This is a genomic window from Cardinium endosymbiont of Philonthus spinipes (assembly GCF_964030745.1).
Classification (GTDB): Bacteria; Bacteroidota; Bacteroidia; order Cytophagales; family Amoebophilaceae; genus Cardinium.
The window spans coordinates 921,656-940,181 of the sequence record NZ_OZ034918.1 but is presented as its reverse complement, the minus strand read 5'-3'; the positions used below and the strand labels follow the sequence as shown (position 1 = coordinate 940,181).

Here is an 18,526-nt window from a genome sequence, read left to right as displayed (position 1 = left end):
CCTTTTAATAAGGCGAGCATACAGGCTTACCCTGTTCCTTCTATCATACTTGAGTGACTTAGGTGGCTTCAATATGCCGGTGGGTTGACTGTTTGCGTACATCCAGAAATCTAAAATGTATCCTACCCACATACCTTTTTGGTTAGAGCTTGTCAGCATCTTTAGCTCTTTTATCATAACGGCACTTGCTTAAAGCTTCACTTATGTTCACCATATCACTAGCCTAGCCCTCCAACCGCATGATGCTTGCAGTTTATGCCCATCTCGCGATGCGGCATTTCCTTCTTTTCAAGAAGAAGAGGTTCATTGTCTGTATCGCTTAGCACCAATCGGTTGCCCCATTCGCACCGATACGTAGGCTCAGATGGCAAAACATCTGGTTTAATAAGGGGATGATTCATTGTTTTTTTGTTCACAATTTAATGTCTCCCCTTTTAAACAATACGGTAGAAGACTTTCAGGTCGCACGATTTCTATAATGTAGATTGCTGTTTCTAATTCTAAAACGATATCTGATCTGCCTTGACTAGAAGCGGATTCGCTATACATTTGCATTTTCCTGCCCCCTAGAAATCCCAACCCTTGCAGCAGCATATGTAAATTGCTATGGTATTGTTTTTCCTGTTTTGTATCGATATAGTAAGGAAGCGTAGCAAAAGCGATATTGATATGCTCTATAAAGGTTTCAATCTTCTTATCAGATAATGCCTTTCTGATTGTATCTCGCGCTTGTAGGAAGTAATCTTTTACGCTCTTTTCTAAACTCGACTGAATACTTTTTTGAAAGGATGCTTCTATTTCTTTATTAGGAAATTTTAATCTATATAGACCGGTAGATTCATCATAGTGATCAATAGTCAGATAGCCTGTTTGAAACATCAGAGACTTTAAACTAATCTCATTTCTGCTTTCTGTATACATTAACTCTTCTCTGGTGGCCTCTATTTGGAGGTTACCCATGTTCATATCAAACCTATCAGGATCTGCTAGCATCTGATTAATAAGTAAGCTTGGGCTGCCTGATTCGTACCAGTAGTTGGCTAGTTTACCAGAGTCTAAAAATCTTAGCGTAGACCACGGGTTATATACACTTACCCCATCTTCATAAAATGAGGCCGTTGTGATAGGTTGAAGGTATAATTTTGATTAATCTTCCAGGGTTATTTCCTTGCCATATTTGATGTTATAGTGGTATAAAACTATTTATTTACTGATTTTTTAGTCATTTTCAATCTATTTTGGACACACCATTCCCCTAGATACCTCTTAATATGATGTTTGGGGACCTATATAAGTTATAGGCTATTGCCTCCATAACATGTTGCGTATGGGTTTTAGCAAGGCCTATATATCTGGCTCCTGAGCTACGGAACCAACTTTTAATACTTCCAAATACCCGTTCTACTTTATAGCGCGTTTTAGATACTAATTTATTAAACCGTTTAGCAGTGGGTGATAAAGGATTGTTTCTAGCCCCTTTTTTCTGAATAGCTGATTTTAACTTCTTTTTCTTTAGTAAATTTTCGTTGGGCGACCCGCTATAGCCTTTATCTGCATAGAGTCTGCTGCCTGATTTTAGCCTTACTTTATCCAATAATACCTGTAAATGCCCACTATCATGACTAGATGCTTTTGTGGTACCTACGGCTAGCACCAACCCCTCTTTGCTTTCCACAAGAACATGCCGCTTATAGCCATAGTAGAGATGATGGCCTTTTTTTATCCAACTTGCTTCTGGATCTACTCCTTTTTGATAACTTTCAGCTGTGGTTATGGTTCCATCTTCATGCAGATCGTAGCTTTTTTTACCTTTAGGGCGTCTAGGGGTAGGGGTAATAGAAGCATCTACAGCTGCTGAACCGTTTTGAACCAATACACCATGATCAGATAGCTGATTATTAATGATATGCAATAACTTTTCTAAAGCATTCTTCTCTGTAAGGGTAGTTCTAAATCTACTTAGTACACTATGATCTGGAACAGAACTATCCATCGAAATACCACAAAATCTGCTAAAAGTGATACGATCATTCACTTCTTCTTCGACTGCATAGTCGCTCAAGCCATACCACGTCTGTAGCAATAGCATTTTGAATAGAAGCAGAGGACTATAGGCCGGTTTGCCTGATAAACGTAAACCTTTAGGATAATGTAATCGGAGTGCTTTTTCTACTACTGACCAATTAACTAGCTTGTTGATTTGATCAAAGAAAGTGTGTTTGCACTTACGCTTATTGGCGGAAATATCTGAAAAACTTAATTGCTTAGTTTGCTTGAGCGACATACACAATATTATTAAAAGTTTTAAGCATCAATACCTAAAAAAATCAATAGAATTTAACCTTTTTTTACCTTCTTCTAAAAAATAAAAAGATACTTTTTATGGCAAATCGTAAAGGTCTATTGCAACGGCCTCAAAATTTATAACCATTGTAATAAGTTGCAATAGATCTCATTACTTCTGATTCAGTGATTTTTTTATTTGCTTTTTCACTCCAATTTTTAGCAATATATTCTAAATTTTTTGAGAAAATAGTTAGGATTTCTTGTTGTGTATAACCAAACATGGCATCAGCAGATGCATCAATGGTAATATCTTTTAAATGATTAGCGCCTGAAAAAACATCGGATAAGCTAAATTTGCTTACACCAGTGATAAAGGTGAGCTGAAAGTGGTCATTTAGTGACTTTAAAGTCATAAAGAAGTCTTTCATGACCTTGATATTGGCTTTTTCTAGGTCGGAGCCTTTGGTTAAATTAACAATAGGCGAGTCATACTCGTCTATCAACACGACTGGCTTAGGTTCATAGCCATTGCCTAAATTTGAGAGTAGGCGAACCAAATCCTTTAGTCGATCTTGTATATCTCGATCTTGAATGGCTACCTTATATGCATCAGCTATTCTACTCAACTCATTTTTTAAGCTGCCTTCTAGTTTATTAGGATTGTTGTTCAGGCTAGAAAAGTTTAGGTTAATCAGTGGATATTTCTTCCACTGATAGCCGTTCTCTGGTTTACCTATATGGTAATCTTTAAATATTTCTTGTTCTCCGTTACAAATGGTAGCGAGTGTATTAATAAAGAGAGATTTGCCAAATCTACGAGGCCGAGCTATAAAGATAGGGTTTCTCTTTTCAATTAACGCTTGGGCATACCGAGTTTTATCTACGTAATAGCCTGTGTCAATAACTGATTTGACATCTGAATAACCAATAGGTAGTGCATTTATCTTAGGCATAGAGATAGATCGTATTTAGGTAAGGGGGAAACATGGTATCTCAATGTTACGGAAAAAATGTATTTTAGGACAGCGGTGCAAAAAGTGGTTTATATATGATTAACATGCCCGTCGCTTATAGCCGTCAATAAAGAAATTAGGCACTTTCAGTAAATTGTAGTTTTTAAAATATCTATTTTCCAGCGGATCAGAAAATCATTTTGTTTGAAGCACGCGCAGCGGGCTGAGTTTATGATTTTCCCGCTGGGAAATAGATATTTTCATTACTTTTACTGCGTGCCTAATTCTTTTATTGACGGCCATAATACCCGTATAGCTCAATTTTATTGAATAGAAAATTATGTATCTATTCAGCACTGTAGCAGACAATGCGTTTTTTCTAGTTTTTTACCAAAATTTAGTACAAAGCTTACGCGTTTATGCTAAAAAGCTATCCTAAAAGTATACTTGTAATAGGCCGAAAAGCAAATTTCGGCCTGTGCTACATCAACTTAAGGATCTGCTCCAGCTCCTCACATAGCCATTCGTCCAACTTCTTACTCAATTCCTTATCATCCATCTGGTTCAGTTTTTCCTTTAGCTTCTCAATCAATTCCTTATCTCCCTTAAGGATCTGATCCAGTTCCTCACATAGCGATTGGTTCAGCTTCTCACTCAATTCCTTATCTCCCTTAAGGATCTGCTCCAGCTCCTCACATAGCCATTGGCCCAGCTTCTCATTCAATTCCTTATCTCCCTTATCATCCATCTGGTTCAGTTTTTCCTTTAGCTTCTCAATCAGTTCCTTATTGTGCTCATCATACGCCTTCTTTAGCGTCTCACACTTTACTTCTTGCAGCTTTTCATATATCTGCTTCAGATTCTTTTCCGCATTCTCATACTTCTGCTTCAGATTGCCCAGTTTATCATCGCATTCTTGTTTCTCCCTTGTATGCTGCTTCTTCAATACCATATCCTCACCAGCCCCATACCTCTGATCCATATACTCAGCTAGCTCGTTACCCAGCTTCTTGTGCTCCTCAGAAAATTTCTGAGACAGTTGTTGCTTCAAGTTCTCACAATTCTCATTCAGGTTACGCTTCACTCTCTCCTCCACCCATTCATACATCTGACTCAGCTTCTTATTCAGCTCATCTTCCACCTCTTTCTTTTTTCCGACTTTCTGATTAACGTGATGAATAGGAACATACGTAGACTGGTTAGACGCGTGAACACTATGTTGATCATTATCAACAGTTGATTTAGCAACTGGCTCCTGTTGCTGATTATCCCTACCTCCAGCAGCAGAGATTTTCGCTTGATTTCCCGGTTCTAGCGGTGTGGGTGTGGTTTTACCACTAGGGTAGCTACATCGAGTAAATAAGATCAGTGTAAAAAAAAGGAGGGAAAAGCCTCTTTTGAATAAAATTTTCATTTTAGCTTCTGTTTTATTATTTTGAATGTACTGTAATCTATAAGCTAACCGATAGGCCAACCAGATTACCAAAGCTATAAAATTTTTCTATAACTAGCCAAATTTAAAAAAAAGCCAAATTTTTAAAAAACAAAAGAACTGTGCACTAACCTTGCTGCAAGAGAAACAATTGTTTATAGACTCCTCCTTGTGCAAGTAAACTGGAATGGGTGCCTTGTTCTACTATTTTCCCTTGCTCCAAGACGATAATTTTATCGGCATGATAAATGGTACTGAGCCTATGGGCTACTATAATAGAAGTCTTATCTTTAATAAGTAATTGAAGACCTTCCTGTACGCTTCGTTCAGAAGCGGTGTCTAAAGCTGAGGTGGCTTCATCTAATACCAAGATAGGTGGATTCCCCAATACCGCTCTAGCAATGCAAATGCGTTGCCTCTGACCCCCAGAGAGCTTGTTGCCGTTTTCTCCAATAATGGTATCGTATCCTTTCGGCAACCGCATGATAAAATCATCTGCGCAAGCTACTTTAGCTGCTTTTATAACCTCCTCCTGACTGACTCCTTGCCTATTTAGCAAAATATTATTCAAAACAGTATCGTGAAATAAAATAGACTCCTGGGTGACCACACCCATCAAATGATGGAGCGATGGAGCACTAATCTGATCAAGCGGTAAATGATCTATTTCAATAACACCATCATCTGGTTGGTAAAGGCCGGATAAGAGCGCTAAAAGGGTAGATTTACCTGAGCCAGATGCACCAACCAATGCCACAGTTTCGCCCTTTTGAAGGGTAAAATTAATCTGATGTAAGACCTCCTTGCTACCGTCATAGGAAAAAGAGACATTTTTAAAAGCTATTGAGGCTTTGAAGGTGGTGCAGGTATGTTTCCCTGTCACCGCTTTAATCTGTGGTTTTTGATCTAATAAATTAAAAATACGTCTTCCAGCAGCTATGCCACGTTGAATATGTCCAATAGATCTTGAAATCATTTTGATCGGTATAAGGGTTTGGGAACAAATAATGATATAAGCAATAAAAGTACTAGGGGTCAGCGCACTGCGATCCAAAAGGACCAAATGGCCACCATAAGCCAACATAATGGAAACTGCTACTAGGCTTAAAGATTCAGATAGCGGCGCCATCATACAGGATTTTTTGGCTACAGCGCTATTGGTATGGGCATATAGCTTGCTTTCTTTACTAAACTGCTCCACAGCATATTTTTGCGCTCCAAAAATTTTGATGATAGCCATACCACTTATGGTTTCTTCAATCAGGTTCATTAAATTCCCCAGCGACTTTTGGGTTTCATCTGTCCATTTACGCAGGGATTGTATAATCGCAGCTATGGCCCACCCCACAATGGGTAAAAATAATAAGGTAAAAAGGCTAAGCTTTGGAGACATATAAAATAACACAACTATATAACAAAAAAGTTGAGTGGGTTCCTTTAAAAATAGCCGCAATGCATCGGCCACAGCATGTTCAACTTCTTGAATATCAACTGTAATGCGTGCCATCACATCTCCCTTTTTAGTATCTGTAAAGTACTGCACCGGAAGGTCCAAGCTTCTTTGAAAGAGTGCCAAGCGTAGGTTATGGACAAGATGGATGCGTACCTTGGCCATGGTAAGGTCTGCTATGTATCTAAAAAATCCACTCATAGCATTGGAGAGCATAAATAAACATGCCAAGAGACAGAGTGCATTGATTTTACCGTAATCAACAATGATTTTTACAAAAAAATAATTCAATAAGGCGGTAAGATAGCCGATGTCTAGCTGCCATTTTGGCCTTATTGGTGCTGCTAATAGCAAGCGGTTGAGCTCCTCTTGGTTAAACAGCACCTTGAGCAAAGGAATTACTAAGCCATAGGTAGCCAATCCAAAAAAAATGGATAGCAAAATGGCAAAAAAATAAACAAAAGCGCGCTTCCTTAAAGAGCCTGCGTAATCTAAAATCCTAGCATAAATGCGCATGAAAAAAGGTTTTATATAAGGATCTCAACCATCCACAAAAAGATCACCCGCTATTTTATCAGCTAGCAATTTACCACTATTTGTTAAATAAAGGGTATGACCGATCCAATAGGCTAATTTCAAAAGGGTTATTTTTTCTAAATAATCCTTTTGGGTGACCAACAGGTCAATAGCATATTTTTCACGAATCCAATCGAGATCACATCCCCAACAGGTTCTGATGCTGGTCATAATATATTCATTTACATGATTGGCTATGGTTAAGGTTTCGGAGGTATAGGACAGTTTACCATTTTGAATGGCTTTACTATACAGCGCATTATTGGCAATATTCCATTGTCTTTGCAGACCATTATAGCCATGTGCACCGGGTCCTATACCTATGTATGGGCCGGATTTCCAATAGTTTGTATTGTGCCTGGAATATTTTCCCGGTTTACAAAAATTAGAAATTTCATAGTGGACATATCCCTGTTTGCTACAGACTTCGACCATTAATTCAAACTGTTCGGCTGCTAAGCTTTCATCTATTTCGATCATACTGCCTTGTTGGTGCCAATAGCCAAAGACTGTTTTGGGCTTAATGGTCAAACAATAGGCAGAGATATGCTCTGGTTCTAGCAATAGGGCTTGTGTGAGATCGGCATGCCAATCGAGGGTAGTTGTACCCGGCATCGCGTAGATGAGGTCTATACTTAAGTTATCGAAGCCAGCCATACGTGCCCATTCTACACTATTTTTTGCCATGGAACTGGTATGGGCTCGATTCACATAACGCAGTGTCTGATCATTAAAAGACTGTATGCCTATGCTAAGTCTATTGACACCCATATGGTGCAGTCCTTGCAATTTTGCAAGGGTTAAGTCATCCGGATTGGCCTCTAGGGTAATTTCTGCTCCTGGCGCTATGGGAAAGCATCGTACCACTTGGTGAAGCAACTGTTCTATTTCAGTAAGGGTTAAGAGAGAAGGTGTACCACCGCCAAAATAAATGCTGGTAATGGGTGTGCCTTTTAAGTAATCCTGACGGAGTGCGATTTCTTGAAGCATACTATCGACTACCAAGGATTTGAGTTTCAAGTTTGTACTAAAATGGAAGTCACAATAGTGGCAAGCTTGCTTGCAAAATGGAATGTGGAGATAGATGCCTGCATGGCTTTTTGGCTGTTCTTGGATCAAGGGCATCTGATGCGTATGGTACAAATTTGTAATGATAGCTATTTTTTTATAATAATACCTATTTATAGCCACCGATAAAGAAATTTGGCGCACAGTAAAAATAATGAAAATATCTGTTCCCCAGCGGGAAAAACAGAACTCGCCCACTGCGTGGGGCTTCAGACATGCTGTTTTTCTGATCCGCTGGGAATCAGATCTTTTAAAGACTACAATTTTACTAAAAGTGCCAAATTTCTTTATCGGCAGCCATAATACTCCTAATAGCTTAATTTATATCCGTATATCCATTCAGCTCACTAGCCGAGCTACCTACAATAAAAAAGGGTATTGTAACAACTTGCAGATTTTGTGTAAAAAACATAAATTTGCATAATCTTTTACACGGCTAGTAAGGTGTATAAAAGAACCCATACATCAAGTGATCGTTTTACTGTCAGGTGCATGCTGCGCACACTGGTAGCGTCTCTCAATGCATGGGTCTAGACGAGACTATAAACATATAATTGCAAACCAATTACACGCATGAATTTAAACAAAAATAAATCAATCCGCAAGGGATTTTTCTTTTCAAAAAAGAAATTTCCGATAATGCTGACTGTATCTAATGGTTTGTTGATCCATTTACTGGGGTGTAATAACCAGGTTAAGAATGGGTTTATTCTTGAGAAAGAACAAACAAACAATGTGGGTTCTTACAAAGAATACGGTCTTGATGGAGAATCCTATATAATATCAAACCAACCTCTAAAAGACTACATACTCAAGGTTTGCGAATTTCTTTGTGAAGAAAATAAAAGATCTGATCTACAATATAAAGGGCTAGAAGAGCTACTAAAAATTATAGAAAATCAAAAAGACTGCATACAAAAGAACAGAATTCTCTTTGTAGTAAATCAAAAAGGACCTGGTTACCCGATCCTAGATGCTGTGGATTCGACGGAAACAGGCCAATTAATAAATTGGGTGAATAGATTTGTAAAGGCAAGCCGTAACATACTGACTAATGAAAAAACTATTGATAAAAACTTGATGACTGATTTCGAAACGAGCTTCTATGCTATTCTATCGTATTTTCCAGCTCTAAATTGTACAGACAAAGCGTACAAACTCTACAAGATGCTTTATGAAAAAGTACACGAATATGATGCAATAGAGGAAATTAGCAATCAAAATTTAGAACGCTTATTAAGCGGTATAGAAGAGCTAGCAACAAAATTGGTTATCAAGTTAACGAAGCTTATATGCAAGCCGTTTTACGATGCTGCAACCAATATACGGGGCATCCTTCATTCCAGAGACAACAAAATACGCGCAATCAAAAAGGATGCTATCAAAAGGAATGATGATGACACATTATTCTATGCGTCTCTTTATAGAGAAGTCCACAAACTAGCAACCCGGAATATTGACGCTTTGTGCAAGAGCTTTTATAAAGGAGCCCAGCAGTGTATAAACCCAAAATCGCTAGAAAATCTTGATAATTTGCACAAGATTCTATATAAAAAAATCTACAAACGTGATCGATATTCGAATATAGATAAAGAACCAAAAGCGCTATTAGAGGATATACAAGTTCTAACAAACGAAGAAAATATTAAGAACCAATCAGCTTTATCCCCCCACGAGCAAGATTCATTAATAGTGTTGGTTAGGAAGCTTGACCCGATTGTAAGGTTCATGCTATCTATGGTTTTTTTACAAGAAGAAGAAGCGCAGGAAATTGGAAGAAACCAAAAATATGCTAAGGAAATGGCATTAAACGTTGCATATGCTTTGGCAATACAAAGCCTATGCAAGCTCGATACTATTCTTTATAATGACATTATCAATAGATATAAGCCAGTAGCGTCATATGGAAATCAAAAACCACAATCGCCATCACACGTTCTAGAAGAGTTAACAGAAAAATGCGCTACCGAGTTCAATAAACTAGCTTCATTAATACAAAATATTAATGATTTTGTAGAATCTAGCCGTAAGGTACTTACTAACCCTCAAGATTATTCTGATTGGGAAACAAAGTTCTACGCTGTGTATGACGACTTGGTGGTTAACGTTTATAGTGAACTACAACCTAATACAAAAGAGAACCTATTGAAAAAGGTGAAGTGCAAATTGAGTAAATTAATTGGTGCCGTATCTCTGCTTCCTCATAAAAAACAAAAATTCGGTCCAAAATGCACTAAATATTCCCCTATGGATTCAGATTCAGATACCAACTAAATCGATTCAGGATATGATGCATCTTCATTTACGGCTTCAACCTCTGATATCGATGCAAGATTCGATGAGTTGCCGTTTATCGATTCAGGCTCTGATACCGGTTCAATTGATTCAGGAATTCGAGTAAGATAACCTCTAAACTATTCCTTGTACTTTGTTTAGCCATAACGATATATAGAGCTAATACATGAATCAACGTATCTATTCACCATTGTGGCTAAAATTTACTTTTCGACCTATTTCAGACATGATTTTAGGGCAGTTATTGTACATAACTGCCCAATTTTTGGTTAAAATTTTCATAAAAAGCTAGAAAAAATGCATTTTCTGCCACAGCAGTGAATAATACGAACTGACCAATTTACCTTTAAGTGTAGCGTACACCTAAAGGTATCGCCTCTTAATGCATGGACCTAAACTAAAATTATAATTAAAAACCAATTACACATATGAGTATAAACAAAAACAAATCAATCCGCAAGGGTTTTTTCTTTTCAAAGAAAAAATTTCCGATAATGCTGGCTGTATCTAATGGTTTATTTATCCATTTAGTTGGGTGTAATGCAAGCCAAATAAAGAATGAGATTAGAGAGCTAGAATCCACATCTTATAATAATAACAACAACAATGACACACAACCGAATGAATTACCTTACCTATCGATCATCGATTTAAAAATGATCTGATTAAATATGACAAACCTTCCCTAGAAAATTGTGTAATGAAAATACACCAGATTTACACGATACTTTGTAAAAAAACCCTGTATTTAGTGTACTGAATTCAAGTCAAAATAACAACCCAAAAGAGTTACTAGAAGCTATAAAAAAGCTGCAAGCCATCAGATTAACAGAATGCGAACAGTTAAAAATGCATAAGCATATTAGCGATTTTGTAACAGACAGCCATGATATACTCAATTCGACAGAAGATGAAGACGTAAAAATCGAATTCATATACGATATTTATAAGATGCTTTATCAGCAAATCCATGGACCTGATGCAGAACCAAATATGGATATAAATCTATATAAAAAAGAACCAAAAGAGTTACTAGAAACTATAGAAAAGCTAGAACAAACTAGGTGGTTGAAGCAATTAGACGTATTAGTGAATTATATTAATACGTTTTCAACGCGTAGCCAGTACGTACTTAATTTGAAAGTGCATAATAGCTCATTTATAGAGCAAGAGCAAGAATATATTAAAAAGTTTATGAATTGGTTGTCACTGTTCCATATTACTCTTATACGTGACTGGATCCCTAACATCTCTACGGAAACAGAACCTAACACAGAATCGAATTATCCCAATTCCTTGCAAATTCTTGAAGAACTCCCCCCTTCTTATTAAAGAGTTACACTCAGAAAGTGTGTCCTCAATGGCGCGAACTTGATGGATTAACTTACTCTAATTAATAATTAGATATCTAGTCAAGTTAAGATGTCAATGCTATTACAGCCGCCAATAAAAAATGAGACACGCAGTAAAAAAAATGAAAATATCTGTTTCCCAGCGGTAAAATCATAAACTCAGCCCGCTACGCGGGCTTCGAACAAGATGATTTTCTGATCCGCTGAAAAACAGATATTTTAAAAACTACAGTTTACTGAAGTGTCCCATTTTTTATCGGCGGCTATAAGTCCGTATCCATTCATCACTGTGATTACGTTTTTCTGAAAAAGCAAATAGCTGACCAAGTACCCGTCCCGCGTCTCCTTCGATAAAAAATGGCGCTCTAGTAAAACACTAACACCTGAGCGATATATTTTTCAGTGGATTAGAAAATCGTCTGTTTGAAGCCCGCTTGCGGGCTGAGTTCACGATTTTCCCGCTGAAAAATATATCGATTCAGCTATTTACTATCGGGCCAGACTTTTTATCGAAGGAGATAAGGCGGCCAGTCAGAGACGTGAATAGATACATAAGTCCTTTAATAGCTATAAGCCCCCCCTAATAGCTTTATTTGATTGAAAACCAAACCCTTACCCCCACACAATCCCTATCGCACACTGTTTACCCACCACCTGCAACTCCATACCATCCAACGCCAGGTCACCAAACACAACCTCTGTAGCAGCCGTCACAGCTTGAAGGTCTTCACGTAAATCCTCATCTAAAACCGTACCCCTAATGGCCAACAACTCAATCGGCGCCTTTATAGAACGCTTACCATCAGCTTTCGCCTTACGTACCAACCCAATGATTTCCCTAAGATGGGCAACCTGGTCTAATTCCGCTTGACTGAGCATAGTATCCAATGGCCATTTGGGCCAATTACCCCTTTGGTGAATAGAGCCTTTATGGGGATACATCCCCTGAGCAAGTTCTTCCGTGATATAGGGTAAAATAGGCGCAAAAAGCTGTAACAGACCATAAAAGGCATGGTAAAGCGTTAGCATAGCGCTAGACTGCCCCTGCCTATCCTGCTGCAACCCAGCCCTCTTTCGAAACTCGATTTCTAATGGCAATTTTGGTGTCGAAGCTAGTCTATGCTCCTCAAATACAGGCGAGTATTCTGCGGTGCTCGACTGCACTTCTCCTAAAAATTGCGCATCACAAACCGCTTTCGAAAGAGGGCTATCATAAACCCTGGCTTTACTAATCTCAATATAATCATCACAAAACACAGACCAAAAAAATCTTTCTACCGACTCCAACGCCTCGGCATACCCATAGGATAGGAACTGCAGATGAACCTTTTTAGTCAGTTCTGCTAGTGATTGTAACAGCCATTTATCTAGCGTATGGGTGATCTTTTGCCACTCAAACAGCTGATTGAACCCTTCTACTTGATCAAAATGGCTCAAAATAAACTTGCCGGCATTCCATAACTTCGTAACCAACCGTTTTCCATTTTTCATCACATTATCACAATAGTGCGTATCTGCACCCAAACGCGCATTGGCTGCCCAATAACGGATAACATCCGCCCCATATGTTTCTAAAAGCTTTTCAGGTAGCAACACATTGCCTTTAGACTTAGACATTTTCTGCTTATCTGACGCCAGACACCACCCATGGATCATAACATTTTTCCAAGGCAGACTATCCTCATGCAAATGGGCTTTCAGCAAGGTATAAAAGGCCCAAGTCCGTATAATTTCATGGGCTTGTGGCCGCAAATCCATAGGAAATAACTGCAGATGTCTATTATAATCCACACTATAGTCCTTATCAATCGCATGAGAAGAAAGCTGTGGCGAAATACTACTCGTTGCCCAAGTATCCATCACATCATAGTCCGGCTCTACCTCTTCCCTTGTATAGCCTATCGGCAGATCCTCAAGAGGATTCACAGGCAGTTGGGCTATAGTGGGCAACAAAACTTTACCTTCCTCTCCAGCCCTCTTAGAATACCAAACAGGAAAAGGTACGCCAAAATAACGCTGGCGGCTCATACACCAATCCCAAGCCACACCACCTACCCATTCCTTGAGCCTATGCTGCATCGAAGCAGGGTGCCATTTGAGTTGATCAATTTTAGCCAACAGTGCTGCTTTATGGTCTATGGTCCGTACGAACCATTGAGGAGTCGTCAAAATCTCTAAGGGCGCGCCAGAACGTTCTGCACATTTTACAGATTGATGCACGAGCGTTTGCTTGACCAAAAACGACTGCTCTTTTAAGATTTGAATGATTTTTTCACGTGCTTCTGTGACCTTTAACCCTTCCAATGGACCAGCATGCGTAACCCTACCCTGCTTATTCAGAATGATACAAGTAGGTAGTTGATGCTTTTTCCACCATATAATATCAGTTTGGTCTCCAAAAGTACAACACATCACCAAACCAGTTCCCTTATTGGGTTGCACCAAGGTATCTGCTAAAATAGGAACCCTGATGTTAAATATAGGGGCAATGGCATAAGTATGGGCAAGCTGTTGGTAACGCGGGTCATCTGGATGGTAGAACAAAGCCACACAAGCAGGCAACAACTCCGGCCTGGTCGTAGCAATGGCTAAGGGAGCCTGCGTCGCTTCATGTGTAAATAGGATCTCATGCATATAAGCAGTACGCTCCTTATCTTCAATATCCGCTTGTGCCAAAGCAGTACCATCTACTGGATCCCACAACATAGGCTGTGCACTACGGTATAGCTCACCTTTCTTTAAAAGTGACAAAAAAGACATCTGCGAAAGCTTACGAGACAATGGGCTAATCGTCTGATATTCTAGGCTCCAGTCAACAGACAATGCCATAGCCTTAAAAAGATTCCTAAAATGTTCCTCTTGTGTAGCCACTACCTCTTGACATAACCCTATAAAAGCTGCCCTATCCATACTGGCTGCACGCACACCTTTTTGTTTTTCTACCAACCGTTCTGTAGGCAAACCATTGTCATCAAATCCCATCGGATAAAAAATATTTTTACCCAACATGCGTTGAAAGCGTACAATAAAATCAGCTTGTGCATAGCTGCAAGCATGGCCTATGTGCAGCTGCCCAGAAATAGTAGGAGGCGGTGTGTCTACTACAAAAGTATCTGAACGAGAAGCAGTGGGGTCCCAGCTATATAACGCCTCTGTTTCCCAAAAGCGGCGCCAATGGCTTTCCCGTTCTAAAAAATTATACCGTTGTGGCAAGAAGGGCTTAGTCATTTCGAAAGAAGGCTAAAAAGTTGTAAATGTTAAAAACATCACAAATATAATGGGCTTATAGCCATTATCCTACATTTGAATCATCTATAGGCAAACGCCCTCTTAAAAATGAGTAGCCAGTTCCCATACCTACTACCTATTTTGCCCCTTTAGCTTGCCTAATCTCTTGGCCCATCTTTAGTGCCTTTCTAGCTGCTACTTCTAATACTGTAGCTATCTCTGGGCCTAAGTACGTATTGGCCAGTTTCACATCTATAGCCAATGTTTCTTGTGCCATATGTTGCACCTCTGTTGGATGGATATAACCTGCTGCATGGCGTAGGTCATAGAGCCGTTCTGCCAGTTTAATAAATAGAACAGAAAGCTGTATATGTTCTTCCTTGATCGCTTCTTTCAGTCGATTCTGCACATATAGCAAAGAAGGATGGTCTAGCGATTGCCGTTTATCGATCCCTACCACATTCAAGACAAAAGCATAGACGCCTAAGTTATAATGTTCCTTGACATAAGAAAGCGGTAAACAGGTGCGACGCACCAGTTCATACAACAAAGCAGCATAGATCACTTTAGGAGAATGAAAAGCCCACTCTACTACCAATTCAGCAATGCCTACCGCCCGTACATAAAGCAATTGACCAGAAACATGTCGTTTAAAACCAAAATGTTGCCGCAGCAATAAAAGCAATCCAGAAATAGTGCCTACATCCACAGGATCCATCTGATAAGAGGACTTGCAAACATAATCATGGAACTTCATGAGTGCCATCATCGAATCGGCTTGCTCCTTAGGGGTGGCAGGTGCTTCTAAGGTTAAGGCATCTAGAGGGAGTGTAGTAGTCATCCTACCTAGGATATCTGTCACATCATTAGGCAATACCAACAACATGGTTGGTTGTTTTTCCCCACCCAACGTTTCCCAATAGCCATAATGGGCACCAACAATACTGGATAAGGTTTCCTGTTGCAAGTCTATAGAGGGTGGTGTTTCTGGTTTACCTTGAGGGCCGATTGCATCTATAGCATCACGATAGGTCTGTTTCACTGTAGGTAGTGTTTCAGGAGCAACAGTAGCCTGGCTGATTACCAACGCAGTAGCTTGAAAAAGAATGCATACAGGCTGGCTGCCATCAACAGGATCGGCTAGCTTAAACTGCAAAGCAGTGGAATGGAGTTGTATCCGCACAACGGGCCTAACCGCCTCCTGTAGCTTACCGACACGTAAAACAGCCTTAACCAATAAGTAGACTACTTGATGGATATCACATACCATATAAGGGGATGCCCCCCCATTGGCACTAGTTATGGTTTCTACCAGTAGTCTAGGCGGATCAGCCACCTCTTGCAGCAAGGCCAACTCTACCTTACGGATTAACTTATCTAATGTAATCTGCGTAGGCTTCAACAACGCATGCTTTTTGGCTTTGGCCCTTCTATTGAAATAAGCTACCCAATCATAAAGCTTATTGATAATACTCTGAAAATCCTGTTTATAAAGCGGAATATTGCTATCTAAAAAAGAAATAGATTCCTCAATCTTACCTATTACTTGCGTTAAAATAGCGCCATACCCTTTGGCCTTACCAGCGGTAGGTACCGCAGCTGCATCATAAAGATAGGCTTTTAGCTGCTGGGATTCTCTGATTTTTTCCTGATTTTCAAGGTAAAGAATTTTATTTGTGTAAATATTTTGGTTGACTTTAAACCAAACAATAATCGCAACCATTAATAGGCTCACCACAAATAGTGGCAACAAGGTACACAACATGGGCAGCGTCAAGCCCACAGAGATGGGGTAAAGCGCTAGTAGTAATGTGCCAGCTACAACCCCTATACCCAGATAGAGGGGAAAGAGCGATAAGATTACTCCACAATGAGCCAGCGACAAGGATGTGGTAAAGACCGGGTCTACCAGATTCCACCAGTGCTCAAGTAGATTTACAGGGAGGTAAACCGCTAGTCCTATTAGCCAACACAAACCCATGCACCAAGCTGGAATGGTTTTGCTAAAAAAGGTTTTAGAAGAGGTAAAAAGCGCTCCCACAAGGACTTGACAAATCGCCCAATAGATGTGATCGGGCCTAATAAACCAATAATCTAAAATGGCAGTAGCAACCATATAAAGCCCTGTTAAGCGTATGGTACGATCACTGGGTATCAGCTTGGATAAGCTAACTTTTTTATTGGACCAACGATTCTTAATAGCTTCTTTTCGTTCCACGCGCTTACGTGCATCTGCTTGCTGCAGTTGTTTAAATTGGTAATCTGGACCAACCCAACCTGCACCTTTGGGCTGTTTGAATAAATAGTGGGCTGACATCATAGCTAGGCCATTTGCTACCATAGCAAGGAAAGAGCCATCCATCCCTGTTGAAGGCTTAACCCATGTGTTCCAAGCTAAAATAGCTAGTCCACCAGTTGCCATACCGATCAACGCTGTACGACAAGTACCCCGAAAGCCAAAAACAGCTAATGTAAAAGGAGCAACTGTTATAGGTATCTTACAAGCAAGAGACCAATACATGAGTTTTAATAGGTCTCTACACTTAAAAGCTAAAAGCATAGCCAATAAGCCCACTACTAACGTGGTCCATCTAGCTATTTTAAGTTGACGTGCATCAGCTATTTCTTTTTGTGAGCTTTGCACTATATCATGACTAACCATAACCGCACAAGCATTTAAGCAAGAATCAGCTGTAGACATAGCCATAGCCAGTAAGCTAATAGCAACAAATCCTTTAAAAAAGGGGGGAATATTGGCCATTATATATTCCCAAACTGCTGCTTTGGGTAAATCTGGCGCTCCTGCAAAAACAAATATTCCAGTTAGTATTATAAAAATTTTTATAATAATCATAAAAATAGTTGTATACGAAAAAACATTTTGGGCTTGGACACAACCAGAAGCCATGTAAATCCGCTGTACCATCTGAGGATTTATATAGGATACCAAACAACTCAACGCAAGTAAGATCATACTTACCAACTGCATGCTAGAATGAAATAGAGTGCCAAATTGAAACTTAGTTTGACTCTGTAGCATAGGAAAAATCTCCGCAATTGGCTTGCCTGCTTTTCTAAAGATAAACCAACAGAGTAAAGGGATAATAATCGAAAAGGTGATAAATTGTAATACATCTGTAAAGGTAACGGCACGAATACCTCCAAAAGTAGAATAGAAAACAAGAAGTAAAGTAGCCAATATAGGCATTACATAAGGATTACCTAAGCTTATACACATGCCAATAGCCTGGGACATTACAGTGATTTGCATAGTAATTATAACGATACTACCACAAATACCAATCAGTGCAGCAATAACCCTTGGGCATCTTCCATAGATGTGGCCTATTGTCCCTGCCATAGAGAAATGTTGCATAAATGGCCCCATACGTAATACTAACTTACTAACAACCCATACACCAAAACAATCTAAAAATCTAAGTATTATCCACCATAAGCCAAGTTCATGCACACACTCTACGTTACGCACCAATCCCCCCCCCCCAAAAGCAGTAGCCAATACTGTAGCTACTAAAGTAGCGGTAGAAAACTGTTTACTTCCCACCGCATATTCTCGAAAGGTGGTTTTTTTTCTACTAAAGTAAATACCTACCATCAAGGTTAACGCTAAAAAAGCAGAGACTATCCATAGAGAGATATTAAAGCAGATCATAAAGAAAAACCATTAAAAAGGTTAGGTAATGGGTTACAGCAATGGAACCATTGCTCATGGTAAGGACTTTTAGTTAAAAATCAAAAAAAATAAAGGGGAATAGGGCATAGATACCATACATATTTTATTTTTTATTTGATCAAGAGCAGGAAAAACAAGTTCTGTTTTTTATAAGATGGTTGTTTGGAGGTAACAGGATAATAGATTCCACCT

11 protein-coding genes are annotated in these 18,526 nt (G+C 39.2%); 2 read left to right on the top strand and 9 right to left on the bottom strand.

The features are described 5' to 3' along the window. Window positions 1-218: 218 nt before the first annotated feature. The 7 genes from AAHM81_RS03980 to hemW form a co-directional block, all read right to left on the bottom strand. Window positions 219-401, bottom strand: a complete 183-nt coding sequence (locus tag AAHM81_RS03980; protein ID WP_342265211.1) for a hypothetical protein — start codon at window positions 399-401, stop codon at window positions 219-221. Continuing rightward, the gene (locus AAHM81_RS03975; RefSeq protein WP_342265210.1) at window positions 382-993 is read right to left on the bottom strand and encodes a hypothetical protein; all 612 of its coding nucleotides are present in this window, start codon (window positions 991-993) and stop codon (window positions 382-384) included. The genes AAHM81_RS03980 and AAHM81_RS03975 overlap by 20 nt, the downstream gene beginning before the upstream one ends. A gap of 262 nt (window positions 994-1,255) precedes the next feature. Beyond that, window positions 1,256-2,284 carry an IS5 family transposase gene (locus AAHM81_RS03970; RefSeq protein ID WP_342264943.1) on the bottom strand — a complete coding sequence of 343 codons (1,029 nt, stop codon included), beginning with the start codon at window positions 2,282-2,284 and terminating at the stop codon, window positions 1,256-1,258. A 130-nt stretch (window positions 2,285-2,414) separates the two neighbouring features. Then, window positions 2,415-3,239 (bottom strand): AAA family ATPase, encoded by an 825-nt coding sequence (locus AAHM81_RS03965; protein ID WP_342265209.1) that lies wholly within the window; start codon window positions 3,237-3,239, stop codon window positions 2,415-2,417. A 481-nt stretch (window positions 3,240-3,720) separates the two neighbouring features. Next, window positions 3,721-4,653, bottom strand: coding sequence for a hypothetical protein (locus tag AAHM81_RS03960; RefSeq protein WP_342265208.1), 933 nt, complete (start codon window positions 4,651-4,653; stop codon window positions 3,721-3,723). Window positions 4,654-4,798: 145 nt separating this feature from the next. Continuing rightward, window positions 4,799-6,637: an ABC transporter ATP-binding protein gene (locus AAHM81_RS03955; RefSeq protein ID WP_342265207.1), complete on the bottom strand. Its 1,839-nt coding sequence runs from the start codon at window positions 6,635-6,637 to the stop codon at window positions 4,799-4,801. A 24-nt stretch (window positions 6,638-6,661) separates the two neighbouring features. Continuing rightward, window positions 6,662-7,822: a radical SAM family heme chaperone HemW gene (gene hemW / locus AAHM81_RS03950; RefSeq protein WP_342265206.1), complete on the bottom strand. Its 1,161-nt coding sequence runs from the start codon at window positions 7,820-7,822 to the stop codon at window positions 6,662-6,664. Window positions 7,823-8,338: 516 nt separating this feature from the next. On the opposite strand from hemW, the gene AAHM81_RS03945 reads away from it, so the two are divergent. Beyond that, the gene (locus AAHM81_RS03945) at window positions 8,339-10,039 is read left to right on the top strand and encodes a hypothetical protein (protein ID WP_342265205.1); all 1,701 of its coding nucleotides are present in this window, start codon (window positions 8,339-8,341) and stop codon (window positions 10,037-10,039) included. A gap of 870 nt (window positions 10,040-10,909) precedes the next feature. Beyond that, a complete protein-coding gene (locus AAHM81_RS03940; RefSeq protein WP_342265204.1) occupies window positions 10,910-11,392 on the top strand; it encodes a hypothetical protein in 483 nt (160 codons plus the stop codon). A gap of 632 nt (window positions 11,393-12,024) precedes the next feature. Here AAHM81_RS03940 and AAHM81_RS03935 read toward each other — a convergent pair. After that, window positions 12,025-14,640, bottom strand: coding sequence for a valine--tRNA ligase (locus tag AAHM81_RS03935; RefSeq protein WP_342265203.1), 2,616 nt, complete (start codon window positions 14,638-14,640; stop codon window positions 12,025-12,027). A gap of 136 nt (window positions 14,641-14,776) precedes the next feature. Further along, a complete protein-coding gene (locus tag AAHM81_RS03930; protein WP_342265202.1) occupies window positions 14,777-18,313 on the bottom strand; it encodes a sodium:solute symporter family transporter in 3,537 nt (1,178 codons plus the stop codon). Between the last annotated feature and the right edge of the window lie 213 nt (window positions 18,314-18,526).